The 17,054-nt window shown below is 55.2% G+C and carries 13 protein-coding genes; 12 read left to right on the top strand and 1 reads right to left on the bottom strand.

Annotated features, from left to right (window positions below):
* Position 1 precedes the first annotated feature (1 nt).
* The 12 genes from PQQ96_RS33490 (at position 2) to PQQ96_RS33435 (ending at position 16,465) form a co-directional block, all read left to right on the top strand.
* Positions 2-2,722, top strand: coding sequence for a glycosyltransferase family 4 protein (locus PQQ96_RS33490; protein WP_408300462.1), 2,721 nt, complete (start codon positions 2-4; stop codon positions 2,720-2,722).
* A 134-nt stretch (positions 2,723-2,856) separates the two neighbouring features.
* A complete protein-coding gene (locus tag PQQ96_RS33485; RefSeq protein WP_408300461.1) occupies positions 2,857-4,038 on the top strand; it encodes an alginate lyase family protein in 1,182 nt (393 codons plus the stop codon).
* Between the two features lie 75 nt (positions 4,039-4,113).
* Positions 4,114-5,334: a glycosyltransferase family 61 protein gene (locus PQQ96_RS33480; RefSeq protein WP_408300459.1), complete on the top strand. Its 1,221-nt coding sequence runs from the start codon at positions 4,114-4,116 to the stop codon at positions 5,332-5,334.
* Between the two features lie 277 nt (positions 5,335-5,611).
* A complete protein-coding gene (locus PQQ96_RS33475; protein ID WP_408300457.1) occupies positions 5,612-6,736 on the top strand; it encodes a nucleotide sugar dehydrogenase in 1,125 nt (374 codons plus the stop codon).
* Positions 6,733-7,845, top strand: coding sequence for a glycosyltransferase (locus PQQ96_RS33470; RefSeq protein ID WP_408300455.1), 1,113 nt, complete (start codon positions 6,733-6,735; stop codon positions 7,843-7,845). The genes PQQ96_RS33475 and PQQ96_RS33470 overlap by 4 nt, the downstream gene beginning before the upstream one ends.
* The gene (locus tag PQQ96_RS33465) at positions 7,842-8,393 is read left to right on the top strand and encodes a hypothetical protein (RefSeq protein ID WP_408300453.1); all 552 of its coding nucleotides are present in this window, start codon (positions 7,842-7,844) and stop codon (positions 8,391-8,393) included. The genes PQQ96_RS33470 and PQQ96_RS33465 overlap by 4 nt, the downstream gene beginning before the upstream one ends.
* Positions 8,394-8,395: 2 nt before the next feature.
* On the top strand, positions 8,396-9,370 hold the full coding sequence (locus PQQ96_RS33460) for a polysaccharide deacetylase family protein (protein WP_408300451.1): 975 nt from the start codon (positions 8,396-8,398) through the stop codon (positions 9,368-9,370).
* Entirely contained in the window at positions 9,367-10,686 is a 1,320-nt protein-coding gene (locus PQQ96_RS33455) for a glycosyltransferase family 4 protein (protein ID WP_408300449.1), read from the top strand. Before PQQ96_RS33460 ends, PQQ96_RS33455 begins: the two co-directional genes overlap by 4 nt.
* Complete coding sequence (locus PQQ96_RS33450; RefSeq protein ID WP_408300447.1) at positions 10,687-11,772, top strand: CgeB family protein; 1,086 nt, start codon at positions 10,687-10,689, stop codon at positions 11,770-11,772. It abuts the gene before it with no gap.
* A gap of 13 nt (positions 11,773-11,785) precedes the next feature.
* On the top strand, positions 11,786-13,249 hold the full coding sequence (locus tag PQQ96_RS33445) for a glycosyltransferase (RefSeq protein WP_408300446.1): 1,464 nt from the start codon (positions 11,786-11,788) through the stop codon (positions 13,247-13,249).
* Entirely contained in the window at positions 13,239-13,958 is a 720-nt protein-coding gene (locus PQQ96_RS33440; protein WP_408300444.1) for a GNAT family N-acetyltransferase, read from the top strand. Before PQQ96_RS33445 ends, PQQ96_RS33440 begins: the two co-directional genes overlap by 11 nt.
* Positions 13,959-15,046: 1,088 nt before the next feature.
* Positions 15,047-16,465 carry a UDP-glucose dehydrogenase family protein gene (locus PQQ96_RS33435; protein ID WP_408300443.1) on the top strand — a complete coding sequence of 473 codons (1,419 nt, stop codon included), beginning with the start codon at positions 15,047-15,049 and terminating at the stop codon, positions 16,463-16,465.
* Between the two features lie 329 nt (positions 16,466-16,794).
* On the opposite strand, the gene PQQ96_RS33430 is transcribed toward PQQ96_RS33435, so the two are convergent.
* Positions 16,795-17,054, bottom strand: a 260-nt coding sequence (locus PQQ96_RS33430; protein WP_408300441.1) for a hypothetical protein, incomplete at its 5' end; no start/stop codon positions are given.

Below are 17,054 nucleotides of genomic sequence, written 5' to 3'. Positions count from 1 at the left end.
AGTGAATCTACTAAAAAAGGCGAACAAGGAATTTGTCGGGCTCGATTATGAAACTGCTTATAAATCCTATCAGGCAGCGATCGAAGCTATGCCAGAATTGGCAAGCGTCATCAACTTCAACATTGAGTTGATGCGCAGGCGCGGTTACGAGCTCACTCCTCCTGTTGTCGCAGAAAAGAAAACTGAGAACAATGTGGTTCCGTCGATCGTCAGAAAGCTGCCGATTACGGTTCTGATCATCACGTGGGACGTCGGCCACAACTGCTTAGGACGATCCTATATGCTTGCCGAGGTGGTCGAGCGTATTGCCCGACACTCGCTGCTAGTGGGCTTCCAGTTTCCTAAATACGGCAGCAATGTATGGGAACCTGTCCGCGAAGGCCGACTTCCAGTTGTTACCTTGCCAGGTTCCAACCTGCCGGAGTTTCATCAGAGCCTTGAGCGCATTTCGGCGCGCATAAAACCGGACATTGTCATTGCGTGCAAGCCGCGTCTGCCCTCTGTCGCACTTGGCATGATGATCAAGGAGAAATGGGGCTGTCCGCTCATCATTGATGTGGACGATCACGAGCTTTCATTTTTTAAAAACCAGAATGAGCTGAATGCGCAGGACTTGTTATCTTTACCTGCCGGCGAGATAGCCAATGTCACCGAGCCTTATGCGGAAATGTGGACGCGATTCACGGAGAGCCTCTGCAAAGTTGCAGACGGAATTCTTGTATCCAACGTCGCCTTACAGAAGAAATTTGGTGGAATAATCGTTCCTCACGTAAGGGATGAAAACAGATTCGACCCGTCGAAATACGACAAGCTAAAAATTCGCAGTCAGTACGCCGTACCAGTCGACGCTAAGGTTGTTTTATTTTTTGGAACACCGCGGGTTCACAAAGGAATCAACATTCTCGCCGAGGCAGTGAGCAAGGTGGCCGATGCTGATTTCCGGCTGGTTTTAGTAGGCACCCCGACCGACAAAAGCGTTTATGCCCAGTTGGACCGATTGGCTATGGGGCGAATCATTTATCTCCCCAACCAGCCTTTCACGGCTATCCCGGAAATCCTCGCCATGGCTGACATTGTTTGTCTTCCCCAGGACGAAGAGCATGCAATCTCCAAGTTTCAACTTCCTGCAAAGGCGATTGATGCCGTCGCAATGGGCATCCCCTTATTAGTCAGCAATACCCAACCGCTGATGCAATTAGTTGAGGATCAGGTTGCAGAGCTTGTCAGTGTCAAGGACATACCCGCTGCGCTGGAGCGTCTGGCGGGAAAGAAAGACAGAATCCAGCAGTGGCAGGACGACGTTCGCGGAAAATTTCTTGATCGCTATAGCTACGCCGCCGCTGCCAACCAATTACGGCAGTTATTTCAACAATCCCTGTCACGCAGTACGCGAGGCGGCGGCCCGTGGGTAAGCGGATTTCATTCAGTAATGCGGCACGCGTTAAGTGCACATAAAGTCGCTGCTTCGGAATCTCACGAGCATGGTTTTGATATCGTATTGTTCTGGAAACAAAACGATACGAAGCTATACGGCCGTCGTCACGACATGGTAATAAAATACCTCTCGTCGCGACCTGACGTGCGTAAAGTGGTTATTTTCGATGCACCCATATCCGAGTTCGATTTAATTCAGCGTCAACAATCACGTGATGAAGCCAGTCAGCATCGCTGGATCTACGTGAGTACCTATGAAAAATTGTTGGGAAAGCACGACTCACAGAAGACCTCGTACAACGTGTTCGTCTATCCTCCCGGCAAATATAGACGCAATGATTCAGAGCTTATGAAGCCGGATTTAAATGATGGATATTTCCCGTACGTCAGCGATGTGCTGAAGCGGGAGGGGGTGAATGCGGCCGAATCGATCTTCTGGATTTACCCGAAAAATTACTCTGCGCCGGCACTTATCGACTATTTCAAGCCGATGAAAGTTGTGGTTGACGTCGTGGATGACCATCGGGCGTGGCCAGACGTCTCGGCTGCCGAGCATCAGCGCCTGACGGATAATTACAGGCTCACGTTGGCAAAGGCTGATATGGCTTTTGTCAATTGCGAACCAATGGTCGGCGCCATGAAACCGTTTTACCCCGCAATTCGTCTTGTCCCGAATGGTTGTGACGCAAATCCGTCAAAAATGGAACCGAGAGATAGTGCGGAATTCGAGGCGTTCAAGTCATGGAGCGGGAAAACTATAGGCTTCGTGGGAAATCTTGAGAAGAAGATCGATATTCCTCTTCTGGAGAAAATCGCGAAACATTTTACAGATTATCAACTCGTGCTTATAGGGTCGACACATTCGAATCCTGATGTACTGCGGCTCAAGGAGTATCCAAACGTGCGGCTGGCAGGAGTGGTGCCTTACGATGAAGTTGGTGCCTGGGTCTCCCGATTTGATGTGGGGATTATTCCTCATTTGAATCTTGAAATGACGCAAAACATGAACCCACTGAAGCTATATGTTTACCTGTCATGGAATGTTCCGATCGTCTCCACGGAAATATTCAACGTCGATCGTGAGGCGCGCGCGTTGCGAATCGCTGGCTCTCATGATGAATTTATAAGTCAGATTTCCGCTGTTCTGCAAAATGGAAAAATCGGTGCTGAGAATACGCTTGGTTATGTTCAGCGGAATAGTTGGAACAAAAGATTTGAAAAACACGTGGATGAATTACTTGGCGAAATATTTGAAAACAAGGTGGACGAGCTGCTGGCTGCTCATTAATGATGTGTCACGACTTTTTTTCGAGGTTGAACGTCACGGTGAACTAGGGATGTTTAGCGTTCGTCGCAGCGTAAGCTCGCAGATTGTCGGCGGCCTTATTCGATAGTAGCGTATAAATTTTCGGGGATTTTTATATGTTTAATTTTCTTGGCATGTTGCTCAAAGGGCGGCAGTCGAAACATCTGGTTCTTTTGATGCTGGTCGCTGGTGCTCCTCTTGCCTCGGCAAGTAATTCGAAAGATCTCTTCCACAATCAAGAGGACTGGGCGAAGAGTTGTTTCGCTGCACTTCCTGCTCCTGCGAAGCAGGAAGTGCAGCCGGAGCTATTCCCGGTCGTAATACATGGTACGCCGGGTCGAAACTTCGGCTCCGAGCAGCTTTTTGCACCCGTCGTATCCATTGCGTATCCACTGGCAAATCTAGGTTCTGCTTGTATGACAGGTGACCATGCTGCTTGCCAGCAATTCTCCGATTGGGTTGGGAAGCTGGCTGACACGGATGCCTTGCGTTTTGATCGCGAAAAGCATAAAGATAGCCAATCGTCGCTCGTCACGGGCGAGTTGTCGGGTAACAGCACGCTCAGGCCTATCGCCATTTATACGTCGATACTGCGACGGCATAATCTGATCACACTGACTAATCGCAGCACCGTATTCGACTGGATGCGTCGCCGCGCGCAGGAATACTCGCATATATCGGGAAAGGAGAGCGAATCTCAACTTGCACAGAATCTGGTGCTGAATTCTGCAGTTACCCAGTTAGAAGTGGGCATTACGACGTCGGACCCGTCACTGACAAACTCGGCGGGAAAGGTCTATCGCGCTTATATCGATACCATGAGGACAGACGGAAGTTTCCCGGCAGAATCTCAACGTGGTCAGTCCGCATTGAAATACGAAAATGACGCTATTGGGTTGCTGGTGCTTGTTGCGGAAACTGGACTCGTAAATGGTGTCGACCTTTATGCGTATAAAGGGCCGAACGGAGATATTCATACGGCTATAAAATTCTGGCTCGATGCGTTGCAAAACGAAAGTTTGATTGCGCCCTATGCAGCGGCCAATGTCGCGCCAACGGACGCAGCTCAGCCGGGCGGAAAGCAGGCGCTCAATTTTATGAAGCCTCAAAGAGATATGGTGCAGCTGGGATGGATTATTCCTTACGTCAAACACTTTCCGGATAGCGAAAACACCAAAATTATCCGCCTTTTGGTGGCTCACGGCGAGATTCCAGTCCTGAGTAACTACGATAGTTTATTAACCGTTTACCCGAAATGCGTGTGGGGAACGCCAGCAGGATTGGTAAAAACTCCATAATCTTCGGATCAGTGATTACGATGTTTGGTTCAAAAGAAACGTTCCTGATGAACCTAAGTCGATGAAGAATCGCTTATGCTACTCACTATTGGAAAGTTTGCGATGCGCTGCGAAGTCAAAGGAATATTTGAAATTGTCAAGGAGAAAGGACTTGAATATAAAGTGCTTTCGCCGGCTGTCGATTATTTAAGGTCATCGATAGCTCGATTTACGAACATAAATGAATTTAATTTTGATAGGTCTGACTATCTCGAGTCGCAATATAAAAATCGGAAAATTTCGGTTGATCCGTGTATATGCGTGGATCTGCGGGACGCTATTGTCCTGTTGGACGGAACCATCATTGTCGATGGTTGCATTGTAAAAGATACCGTTCCCGGGGTGGTCGTGAAGCAGCGGCAGCGCTATAAGCTACTGAGCCCGGTTGACGGTGATGCATGGGAAGTCGACGTCTCAGGCATTGTCAATTCACCGGTCGAGCTCGCAGTATGCACCACCCGTTATGGTATCCAGTACTATGGGTATTGGCTTGCCGAAATTCTGCCTCGTCTTTACGCCGCGCGGAGCGAAATTCCTCCGAACGCCAGCATTTTGATGCCTGCGAACTTTACATCCCCCCCTGACGGTCAGCCATCCGGCATGTGGAAGGCGATCCAGCAGTCGCTCGAACTCGCCGGGATCGCTTTTGGGTCTGTCATTTCTCTTCCCGAAGCGGGTATGCGTATTCCCAGGCTGCGCTACGTTAGCAAGATGGGTCCGACAGACCGAAAAGCGCCAGCCATTTTTGAATGTTTTCGCGAACTGTCAGGACGGGTTGGAGCACGGACGAGCGATCGTCGAATCTATGTAACGCGCCATGATGTGGCGGATCGTCGTGTGCACAATGAGGACGAGGTTATGTCTCTGCTTGGCAAGCATGGCTTTGAATACATCCGCGTCTCGGAATATGATTTTGCTGGCCAGGTGGAGTTGTTTTCTTCAGCTTCCGTAATTGCTGGCCCTTTGGGTTCGGCTTTGACGAACATCGCATTTGCGCGCTCAGGTACGGCCATTCTTCCCATGATTCCTGCTCATTGGGACGACATGTTTTTCTACGACCTCGCGGCTTTGGGTGGAATGTACTGGTATGAAGTTCGTGGGCCCTTGAGCACGAACGTCCACAAGTTGTATCACCGAAACGATTTCGAGGTCGATTTGCCGACGCTTCGGCGAGCGTTAGCCCTAATCGAAGAAGACTCCGACCGTACAAAGCCGGTTAGATCCCGCGGGCCATACCCACTCCCCGCGCAAATCTAGATCAGGTTGGAGTTTAAATATGATTTTTATCCTATCGGCCGCTAACGTACGTGACTCGTGTGAGTCGCGTTTTCGGCGCCTGGATGATTATTGTGCGTCCGGTAGTGTGATCTGACGGGTGGTCACCTGGCCTTCCATTGGCGGCAGTGGGGCGATCAGTGGATGCAGATATGGAAACGGCGGCGCGTTTTTTTTGATTGCTTGACAGTTCGAAGCCGAGTCAGTGTCTGATGCGAACAAGCAGCTTGAACCCCCTAATTGCCTGTGAGAAATGTGTATGAAAATCGCGATCGGCGGTACCGGCTACGTCAGCCTTTCTCTCGCCGTACTCCTCGTTCAGCGCAACGAGGTCATCGCTCCGGACATCGTCCGTGAAAAGGTGGCGTTGCTCAACCAGAAGCAATCCCCGATCGAGAACACCGAACTAGAGGATTTTCTGGCGCACAAGCCTCTTAACTTCCGCGCCACGCTGGATAAAGAGGAGGCGTTTGCCGGTGCAGATTACTTCAACACCACGTGGATCGAGAGCGTCATCCGCGATTTGATGGTCATCAATCCGCAGGCCGTCATCGTGATCAAGTCGACCATACCTGTCGGCTATACTGAGCGCGCGCGAGCAACCCTAGGCACCGGCAACCTGATCTTTTCGCCTGAATTTCTGCGTGACGGTCTGGCGCTGTACGACAACTTGTATCCTTCTCAAATCGTCATTGGCGAGCGCCCCGAACGGGCGGAAATCTTCGCCGATCTGTTGAAGAAAGGGGCCATCAAGCAGGATATTCCAACGCTGTTTATTGACAGCACGGAGGCCGAAGCGATCGAGCTTTGCTCCAATACCTACCTTGCCATGCGCGTTACCTATTTCAACGAACTCGACACCCATGCTGGCCAGCACGGTCTGAATCCACATCAGATCATCAACGGCGTATGCCTTGACCCGCGCATCGGCGCCCACTACAACAGCCCACGCTTCGGTTGCGGTGGCTATTGCCTGCCCGAAGACACCAAGGGACTTCTCGCCAATTGCAGTCATATGCCGCAAAACCTGATTCACGACATCGTGGAATCGAATGGCACGCGCAAGGATTTTATTGCCAACAGCGTGCTCAAACGGGACCCGAAGGTGGTGGGCATCTATCGGCGGGTTATGAAAACGGAATCCGATAATTTCCGCGCGTCGAGTATTCAGGGTGTCATGAAACGCATCAAGGCGAAGGCGGGACAGGTCATCGTGGATGAACCGGCTATGTACGAATCGACCTTCTTCAATTCGATGGTGGTCAACGATCCGCCCGAATTAAAATGGTGTGCGGATTCGATCGTGCCGAGCCGCATGACGAACCATCTCGTCGACGTAGCAGACAATGTCTATACCCGTGACCTGTTCGGCGGCAATGCATGAATGACCAAAGTCCGGCGCGGCTGGAAAGTTCTGCCGTAACGCTCCCGCGCATCCTGTTCTTCAACGTGAACGGTTCGGGCATGGGCCATCTGAATCGTTGTCTAGCGTATGCGCGGCGCTTGCGGGGACAGGCTCGCCCCTTTTTCTTTTCACTGGCATCGGCGATCGACATCATCGACGACATGGGATTCGAGGCGGATTACTTCGTCTCTCCTTATTGGTCGACGAGTTCGACCTTCGCCTGGAATAGCGAGTTGGCAGTTCGATTCGGCCTGGTACTCGAACGCGTTCGCCCCGATGTGATCGTGTTTGACGGAACCTGGCCGTTTCAGGGTTTTCTGTATGCCTGTGAAGCGTATGGCTCGCCGACTCTGGTCTGGTCCAATCGCGGTTTGCTCAAGGCAGCCACGAAAACGGTGCCGATAGACGAAGCGTTGTTCGATCTCGTCATCCAGCCGGGCGAGCTGGGCGCCCACGAAAGCAGGTCGGCTCTTGCCGGTGGCGGCGAGCGGATAGTCGTTCCGCCGGTATGTTTGCTGGAAGACGATGAGTTGCTCGACCGTGCCACGGCGAGAGAAGCGTTGGGCCTGGCACAGGAGAGTCTTATCGTGCTCTTCGCTCTAGGAGCGGGAAATCTTAAAGATGTCGCGGGTATCGGGCAGGGGCTGATTCGTGTTTTCGAGTCCGCCGGCTTTCAGGTGGTCTGGGCCCGCGCGCCCATTTCGGTGCAAGACGTCGCGTTGCCGTCAAGCGTACGCGCCCTCTCCATCTATCCGTTAGCGCGCTATCTGCGCGCCTTCGACGCGTTCGTTGGAGCTGCTGGATACAACACCTGTTGTGAATTGGTTCAGTCGGGCGTTCCTTCGCTGCTGGTCCCCAATGCTGAACTGGCGGACGACCAGGTCCGTCGAGCACAGATGCTGGCGCAGGTGATGCCGGCTGTCGTCTCTGCCTGCGAAACGGAAGAGCAGCGCAATGATGCGTTGCGCGAACTGCTCGACCTGCTGAACGCCGCGCAGACGAAAAACGCGGACATTCCCATGAACGGCGCCTCGTTGGCCGCAAAAGAAATTCTGGGTTTAGCCGCTCGCAGGGAGCACAACCATTGAGCGTGATCGCCGAAACCAAAGCATTGAGACGACAGTTGAGGACGCTCGCGGCCAAGCCCGAATGGGATTTGCTCGCGCGTTACGATCTGTTGGGAAAAAAGCCTCCGTCCACTTTTAAAGAACGGGTATGGCGACGGATACGCCGCCTGATGTCGGCCGCGGGTCTGATTTCTCCGCATGTGAGTCCCTATCCGTGGATGTCCACTCTCAAGCACCGAGCTGTTACGGCCAATGCCAAGACGTGGTTGATCTGGGCTATCGGCGCGGATCGAGATGAGTTACGCGCAGCGTGCGAGGGTTTCTCGACGAGGCTGCAGAGTGAAGAGGGCATAGCCGCAGTGCTGGTGACGGATGTCGCGGATTTTGCCTATTTTTCGCGGCTGGGATGGCTCGTGGAGTATCTCCCGAACCTGAGCGGCGAAGGGCAATCCTATCAGCAGAGAAAGCAGACCTACCTTGCGTGGCGCTATCGCAATGCCTGCATCGTTCCGCTTAGCGCGGGACAGGCAAGCGAGTCGGAGTGGAATGCAGTGCTGAAAGTGAGTTGAGAATGACGGAAAAGAATCGCTACGCCCTATTGACGGTGGATACCGAAGCGTTGCCGAAACGTGCATCGCATGATCACGTCAAGCGACTGATGTGGGGCGAGCATGAAGGAGGAACGGCGGGGATCAGGGAAATGGCCTCGATTGGCGATGAGTTCGGCGTCAAGCACGTTTTCTTCGTCGATCAATGCGGCGCCTGGTCGTACCTCGACGAAACGCTGGAGGTCGTGCGGTGGTTGGATTCCGTTGGCCAGGACGTTCAGCTTCACACCCATCCGGAGTATTTGCCCGATACCTTTTGGGCCGAGCATGGTCTTGCGCGCCGGCCGCAATATATGAATCAATATACCGAGGACGCGCGCGCTGAGTTCGTCATCAAACATTTCGGCGAACTGCTTTCGAAGGAAACAGGCAAACCGGTGCTGGCGCACCGGGCAGGTTCGTTTCGCTGGAATGCGTGCACGATTCGCGCGCTCAAAACCGCGGGCGTCCAGTTGTCGTTCAATAATTCCGTTTGCGCCGTCCATGCTGGGCAGTGTGTCTACAGCGAGCAGACGAATCTGCCATACATGTGGTCGAACGGCGTGATCGAATTGCCCATGACGGAGAAGAGAATCCTGCCGAAGGTCGGCAAAGACGAATGGTGGGCTCGCCTGACCTATCCGGAATCGTCCTATTTCCGCTTTCGCCCGTGGTGGGGCAAGTTGCTGTTCGACGCGCTGAGCGGTAGCCCGACGTTCTCCATTTTTCTGCTGCATTCCTGGTCGTTGCTGTATTGGGACGAGAAAGGTTACGCGACTTACCGCAACGATCAACGCACCGAGGGATACAGAAAACTGCTGTCGCGTCTGACCAAAGACTACGACGTCATCACGACTGCGGAATTTCTGGATCTGCACGCGCGCGGCAAGATCAAGACCACGCATACGGTCGATCTCGCACTGGCGGAATTGAATCAGTCCGGGAAAGTACGGGCATGAGCGGCGCGTTAGATTCCGTGCAAACGTTCGTAAGCGAACCGGTCCTGGCCTTGAATCGCTGGATCACCGTCCGCGCGCTGGAGCGCAAGTTGAGGCAGCCCGTTGGCACGATGCCGTTCCAGCCTGACTCGGCAAGCATGTTGTACGTGGCTGCGAGCGCTTTGCCGTACCACACGAGTGGTTACACGACGCGCACGCATGAGGTCATTCGGGCACTCGGTTCGGTGGGCGGCCGCGTGCATGCGTTGACAAGACCGGGTTATCCCGGCGACCGTTTCGATCGCCTGCACGACGCCGCGGGCAATGAGACGCAGGTTGGCGAGGTGCGTTATCTGCATGCAGCGGGGCCGGCCAATAACCGGCCGGTTCTGCTCTATGCCATGCAGGCGGCGCGTGTCGTGGCCCACTGGGCCAAACACCATAGGGTGTCGGTGATCCATGCCGCGTCCAACCATGTCAATGCGTTGCCGGCACTGCTGGCCGCTCGCCAGTTGGGGATTCCCTTCCAGTACGAAATGCGCGGACTGTGGGAGCTCACCCGGATTTCACGTACGCCGCTTTACGAGGAAAGAGAGGGTTTCAAACAAGGGCTGCAACTGGAAGGACTGGTTGCGCAGCATGCTGACCGGTTGTTCGTGATCTCGAAGCAGTTGGGCCGCTTCGCCCGGGACCGATGGGGAATTGCCGAGGAACGTGTGTTCCTGTTGCCGAACTGCGTGGAGCCCGTGCGCTTTTCGTCCCTGCCTGCGCAGGACGTCGAGCCGAACACGATCGGCTATGCAGGCTCGTTGATGGCCTACGAAGGCCTGGATACACTGATCGACGCCGTGGCGCTCTTGCGCACCCGCGGAGAGCCGCTGAAGGTCTATCTCGCTGGAGATGGGGAGGCGCGTGCAGCACTCGAGGCTCAAGTACAGCGCCAGGGATTGTCCGGGCAGATACGTTTTTTTGGCCGGATGTCGCCGGTAAAGGCGCATGAGATGATTGGCAAGTGCGCACTCGTGTGCCTGCCGCGCAAGCCGTTCCAGGTCTGCGAGATCGTGCCGCCCATCAAACTGGTGGAGGCCATGGCAATGGGCAAGCCGGTTATTGTTCCCGATTTGCCGGTGTTTTGCGACGAAATGGGCGCGAACCCAGCGGGCTGGTTTTTCAAGGCTGGCGATGCGGCAGATCTGGCGCGCGTGATCGACTCGGCACTCGCCGATCGTACGGCGCTGACCGCATTCGGTGAGCGTGCAAAACAATATGCGACTACGCAGCGCAACTGGTGCGATTTTGTCATGCAGGCACTGCCTCACAGTGCGAGGATGGGCTGAATGGTCGGCAGAGTCATTAGAAAATTGGGTTCACTCGTCTACGACTATCCGAAGGTTTCGGAGGATACAGCGCGGGACGGGCGCTTTGGCCAGTTGAAAATCGCGCTGGTCGCAGATTATTTCACGGCCGATTGTCTCTCTGCGGAGTGCAGGATACGGACCATGACGCCTGCCAATTACAAGGACGTCATTGGCAACTGGAAACCTGACCTCGTCCTTGTCGAGTCTGCGTTTCACGGCGTGGACGGCAGTTGGCGCTACGAACTGGCGAAGCAGCCCAGAGCTTTACGCCTGACAAAACCCAAGGCAATTTTCCACCTCGTTAACTTTGCCAAACAGGCGGGCATTCCAACTGTTTTCTGGAACAAGGACGACGGCCCTTTCTTCGACGCGTTCATTGATGTGGCAAAGGTGTTCGATTACGTCTTCACGACGGACGCGGAGTGTCTCGACCGGTATCGGCGACAGGTGCCCGCGCAGGTGCCGGTGAATACGCTGATCATGCCGTATCAGCCGGCTTTTCACAGCTTTACGGGTTTTAATTTCACGCGCAACGAGGTCTGCTTTACGGGCAGTTACTACCGGCGCATTCTGAACGAGCGGCGCCGTTTTCTCGACATGGTTTTCGACATCTGCGAGCAGAATCATATGCGGATCAACGTCTTCGACCGGAATCACGACAGGTTGTCCCGGCACCTCGAGTTCCGCTTTCCGAAGAAGAACCAGTTGCGCGTGCATGGAAAAATGCCTCACCGGGAAACGGCGCTTATCTATAAAGCGCATGCCGTCTCGCTCAACGTCAATTCGGTGACAAGTTCGGAGACCATGTTTTCGCGCCGGCTGGTCGAAATTCTGGCCTGTGGCGGCATTGCTGTGACGAACGCCGGCCGTGCCGTCGATCGGCATTTTCGCGACTTTTGCCACGTAATGAATACGCATGAAGAGGCGCGAGAACTGTTTGCCCGGCTCCGGCACGGCCCTTCGCAGGAGGACAGGGATCGCGCCGAGGCAGGGGCGATCTATGTACGGCAAAACCACACCTGGGCACATCGGTTGGAAGAGATTTGCGCCGTCGTGAAGCTTTGAGGAACTGATCGCGATGCTCGCGTTGTTTTCCTGGCTTCTTCAGTCGGTTTTCCTGATCGTGGTGGTCTATTTTGCGCTATACGTCGTGCTCGAACTGCGCGTCTTTCTGATCTCGCGGAATGTCGAGCAGCGCAAATTGACGTCGCTCGCGTGTCACGCCGTACACGAAGCGAAGCTTTGGCCGTCGGTGAGTGTTTTGCTGCCTATCTACAACGAGTCCGACGTGGTCGAGCGGCTGATCGATGCTGTCTGTCGATTGCGCTACCCGGCGGAGGCGCTGCAAATCCTGGTGCTCGACGATTCGTCGGATAAGACCACCGCGCTTGCGCGTTCCAAAGTCGACCACTATGCAACCCAAGGCGTCAATGTCCTTTTTATCAAGCGCCCGATTCGCAAAGGTAACAAGGCGGGAAATCTGGTCAATGGCATCCGGCAGTCTTCGGGCGAATTCTTTGCCGTCTTCGACGCGGACTTTGTGCCGCCAGTCGACTTTCTGCTGAAAACCATACCTTGCTTCAAGGATCCGGACCTGGGATTCCTGCAGACAGGGATCGGCTACGAAAATCGCGACGTATCGTTCCTGACGCGCTTTCAGGCTATGGAAATGGGGCATCAGCAATACGTGACAGTCGGCTTAAGTGAAGACGGCGATATGGCCTCGCTCAGCGGAAGCTCGTGCGTGTGGCGTAAAGCGTGCGTCGACGCTCTCGGCGGCTGGAGCACGTCGACGGTTACGGAAGACGTAGACCTGGGTTACCGGGCCCAATTCGGCCGCTGGAAATATGCCTACCTGCGTGATGTGGTTTCCATGTCGCTGCTACCGGAGTCCATCAGCGCATTTCGCATTCAGCGCGAGCGCTGGGGGCGCGGCTTGATTCACAGCGGGTTCAAGCATGCGAAGGAGATGCTCCTGCAACGCATGCCGCTGATAAAAAGAATGCACGCCGTTTCCATGATGTTCTCTTCCGTGCTGCTGGCTTCGATCTATGTGCTGATCATGCTGAGTTTGCCTTTGACGGTCCTCGTTCATTTCGGCGAGGAAAGCATGCGCTTGGGCACACTGGTGTTCTTTGCGCTCGTCGGGATCTGGGCACTCGTCAACGCGTTCGGTGCGCGCAAAGGCGCAAGATTCGACGCTAAAACGAGTTTCCTGCAAGACCTGTGGAATACCTACCGCTATATCGCCATGTTTCTGCCGATGGCCTGGTATTATTTCGCTGGCGGCGTGCGGGCACTTTTAGGTATTCACGAAGATTTTCACCGTACGCCAAAGGGTAAGAGCGCATACCGCGCGGTCATTCCCCGTCTCGACTCCGTCCTGCTGGCGGGAGACGTTTTTACCTTTTTATATTCGCTGACGGCGATTGTGGTTGCACTTCACACCGGTAATTATTTTTTGATTCCGCTGAATGTGACCTCATGTGTTGGTTTTGGAATGGTTCTCTACTGGACTTGGAAAGAGAGAAATGTGCGATAGCGAGCTGCGACCGACACCCGGCAACGACGCCTCCATCTTGTCCGATCACGCGGCTGGCACGCGTACGCTATCGTTTCGTCCCGCACGCGCGAGCGATGCGGCGGCCTGCGCGCCACTCGCCTTTGCCTCGGGCGAGCACGAGTTCGAATTTTTCCTCGGCGTACCGCCCGCGCAGTGTGTCGCATTTTTGACATACGCGTTCGCGCTTCGAGGTGGACGTTTTTCGTGGCGCCGGCACGAAGTGGCTGTCGATGCTCAAGGCGACATTGTGGCAGTGCTAGCGGCACACGACGGTCGTCGTATCCTCGCCGACGACCTGCACGTCGTGTGGACGTTGCTATGTCATTTTGGCCCTTTGCGCGCGTTGCCCATGTTGTTTCGCGGTCTCGTGCTCGAAACGGAACTCCCTAAGCCGAAGCGCACCCAAACGCAGCTCGCGCATTGCGCGACGCTCGCCGAGGCGCGCGGGTCTGGCGTGTTCACGGCCTTATTCGAGCACGCGTTGAGCAGCGCGCAGGCAGGCGAGCGCGGTCTTGAGGCACCGGAGCGCGAGATCGTGCTTGATGTGCTCGTGAGCAATACCCGCGCAGCGGCGCTGTACCGGCGACTCGGTTTCGTCACGCTGCCGCGCAGGCGGCTGCGTTCGCGTCGTCTGCCGGCACAACTGGAATCGGTGCGGATGCGACTTGCCGCGCGCCGCGGAGTGTAATGCGAATGCGCGGTAGTGCGCGCTCCGACTGGCCGGATTCGATCGGACTCAGGCGGTCGGCTATGGTGTACGGAACGGGTGATCTCATAGTATCTAGGGGCGGCGCACGATGCTCGTCACGCCGCGAAGAAGCGCGCAATACTTCATCCATTTTCCGTTGCAGTTCGCTATGTCTATCAAGTGAGCTCCGGCTTTAGCATTCGCAGCAGTACGCGCTGAAGGGACGTGTCACGTTACAGAGCCATGAGCGTTACGCCGACATTACGCCAGATTTCCTCCATTTTTTTGATCGATGAGGCACCTCGTCTTTGCTAGGCCGCCTCCAGTGTCACCGAGGGAAAGAATAAGGCCCTCGCTGGGCGCGCTGCAGAGCCGCTCACAATCGATTATCGACGCGGCGTCGAGCACGTCGAATTAGATTTCCTGAATATTGGCACAGTCCTTGCTTGTTAATTTCACAAGGGCACCCGGACGATCGAGGTACTGTCGACAGTAGGTTGCCCACGGACCTTGGCGAAGTCGACATTGACTAAGCGGACCTTGAAGCGGTGACTTGTAGATTGTGGTTTCGGTGGGGGAGAGCAATGAAAGCAAGCAATGGGACCACAAGCGACTCTGCACGTTTGAGTATCTCTCGTCGTGTTAAGAAATTTGGTCACGAAACGGTCATCGTCGTGCCGCAGATGCTCGCAGGAAGAGCGCCGGCGTGACGCGGGCCGAGATCGAGAAAACATCTTGCGAACGTTGTCCGCAACGAGACGCTTGCGCAGGACATGTTACGTAGTGCATCGGGAATTGCTGCGGGCCAAACTGCTGCATCGACGTCCGTTGTTTGTGTCGAATCGCATCGCACCGTTACATCACCGCTCGCCAATTAGCTCGGCATGAAGACGCACGAAGAAGCAGGCGACGTCGAAAGATGGTGGGCTAGGTGAAGCGTGCTCTGTATGCCATGCAGCGCTGGACTTTCTGGCTCGACATCAAGACCGTCGTGCCGATGCTGCGGAATGGATTGGTGGGTGGCAACGGTTATTGAGCGCGCCTTACCTCGCTCCTGAATCAACTCAATTTCTTTCGAAGTGTAATGCATGAACCTGACGATTATCGGTAGTGGCTACGTAGGCCTCGTAACGGGCGCATGTCTGGCCGACATTGGCCACGATGTGTTCTGTCTCGACGTCGATCAGCGCAAGATCGACGTGCTCAACAACGGCGGCGTGCCGATCCATGAACCGGGTCTGCAGGAGATCATTGCGCGCAATCGCAAAGCGGGCCGCCTGAAGTTCTCGACCGACATCGAAGCCGCGGTTGCACACGGTGACATCCAGTTCATCGCGGTGGGCACGCCGTCGGACGAAGACGGTTCTGCTGACCTGCAATACGTGCTCGCCGCCGCGCGCAATATTGGCCGCCATATGACGGGCTTCAAGGTGATCGTCGACAAATCGACGGTGCCGGTTGGCACGGCTTTGCGTGTGCGCGACGTGATCGCGGCGGAGCTGGCCGAGCGCCACGCCGGGCACATGTTCTCGGTGGTGTCGAACCCGGAGTTCCTGAAAGAGGGCGCAGCGGTCGACGACTTCACGCGCCCGGACCGCATCGTGCTCGGCTGCGACGAGGACGTGCCGGGCGAAAAGGCCCGCGACCTGATGAAGCGCCTCTATGCGCCGTTCAACCGCAATCGCGAACGCACACTGTATATGGACGTGCGCTCGGCCGAGTTCACCAAGTACGCGGCCAACGCGATGCTCGCCACGCGCATCTCGTACATGAACGAACTCGCGAACCTGGCGGACCGCGTCGGCGCGGATATCGAAGCCGTGCGCCGCGGCATCGGTTCCGATCCGCGGATCGGCTACGACTTCCTGTATGCCGGTTGCGGCTACGGCGGCTCGTGCTTCCCGAAAGACGTGCAGGCGTTGATTCGCACGGCAGCCGACCACAAGGCCAACCTGCGCATTCTCGAGGCGGTGGAAGCCGTCAACGACACGCAGAAAAAGATCCTCGCGCACAAGATCGTCGATCGTCTGGGCGAAGACCTGTCGGATCGCACCTTCGGCGTGTGGGGTCTCGCCTTCAAGCCGAACACGGACGACATGCGCGAAGCGCCGAGCCGTCCGCTGATCGCCGAACTGCTGCGCCGCGGCGCACGCGTGAAGGCCTGCGACCCGGTTGCGATCGACGAATCGAAGCGGGTGTTCTCGCTGGATCTGAAGGACGTACCGCAGCAGCACGCGCGCCTCGAATTCGTCAGGGAAGAGATGGACGCGGCCGAGGGTGCTGACGCGCTGGTGATCCTCACCGAGTGGAAGGTCTTCAAGAGCCCGGACTTCAATTCGCTCAAGCAGATCCTTAAAACGCCGCTGATTTTCGACGGCCGCAATCTGTACGAGCCCGACGCGCTGCTGGAACTCGGGATTGAGTATCACGCGATCGGCCGCCAGCAAGCGCTGCGTAACGCGCCGGCATGGGTTGGTGTAAAGGCTCTAGTGCAATTTGGGGATTGAGGCGGAGTGAGGGGTTTGAACGCGGGGAGCGGAATGGCGAAGAAGTTGAGAGATATTGACGATCTGTTCAAGGAGCGGCAAGTTGAACGTGAACGGATCTTTCTCTGCGTACGCGGGCACTGCTGCTACGAACTCTCGTTCCTGCGTGTCAAAGACCATACTCCGTCGATAATTTGTCACGCGGTACTTGACGCATGAGGGGTTTTCACTAAAGCGGCATTCCTCTAACTGCCTTCATTTATTCGCACCACTACCATCTCAGCTTGGATCATTGCCGCCTGTTATTCCATAACCGCAATCACTGTGAGAAAATAAACGGAAATAGACACTCAGCTGACGAACTTGCATTGTCGCCCTTGTGCTTCGAGCGCCCAGTGCAGTATTTTATTGCGTTCATTGAGGTGGGGCGCCAGCTGGTTAAGTATTCCGAACGGAACATCTGCGCTTAGAAGCTCTGCGGGTGTCAAACTGTGCGCGAACGTCGTCTTGGTCCCCGAGCTAGGGTTTGAGTTTTTACGCATCTTTGGCAGCCATCCAATCTGGCCTATAAATTGCTGGTTAACGCCGCGCTGTTGCTTCTGCGTGAATC

Origin of the sequence: Paraburkholderia sediminicola (assembly GCF_046027825.1) — a bacterium.
Taxonomy (GTDB): domain Bacteria; phylum Pseudomonadota; class Gammaproteobacteria; order Burkholderiales; family Burkholderiaceae; genus Paraburkholderia; species Paraburkholderia sediminicola_D.
The sequence above is the reverse complement of the archived record's forward strand: the minus strand, read 5'-3'. Positions and strand labels throughout refer to the sequence as shown.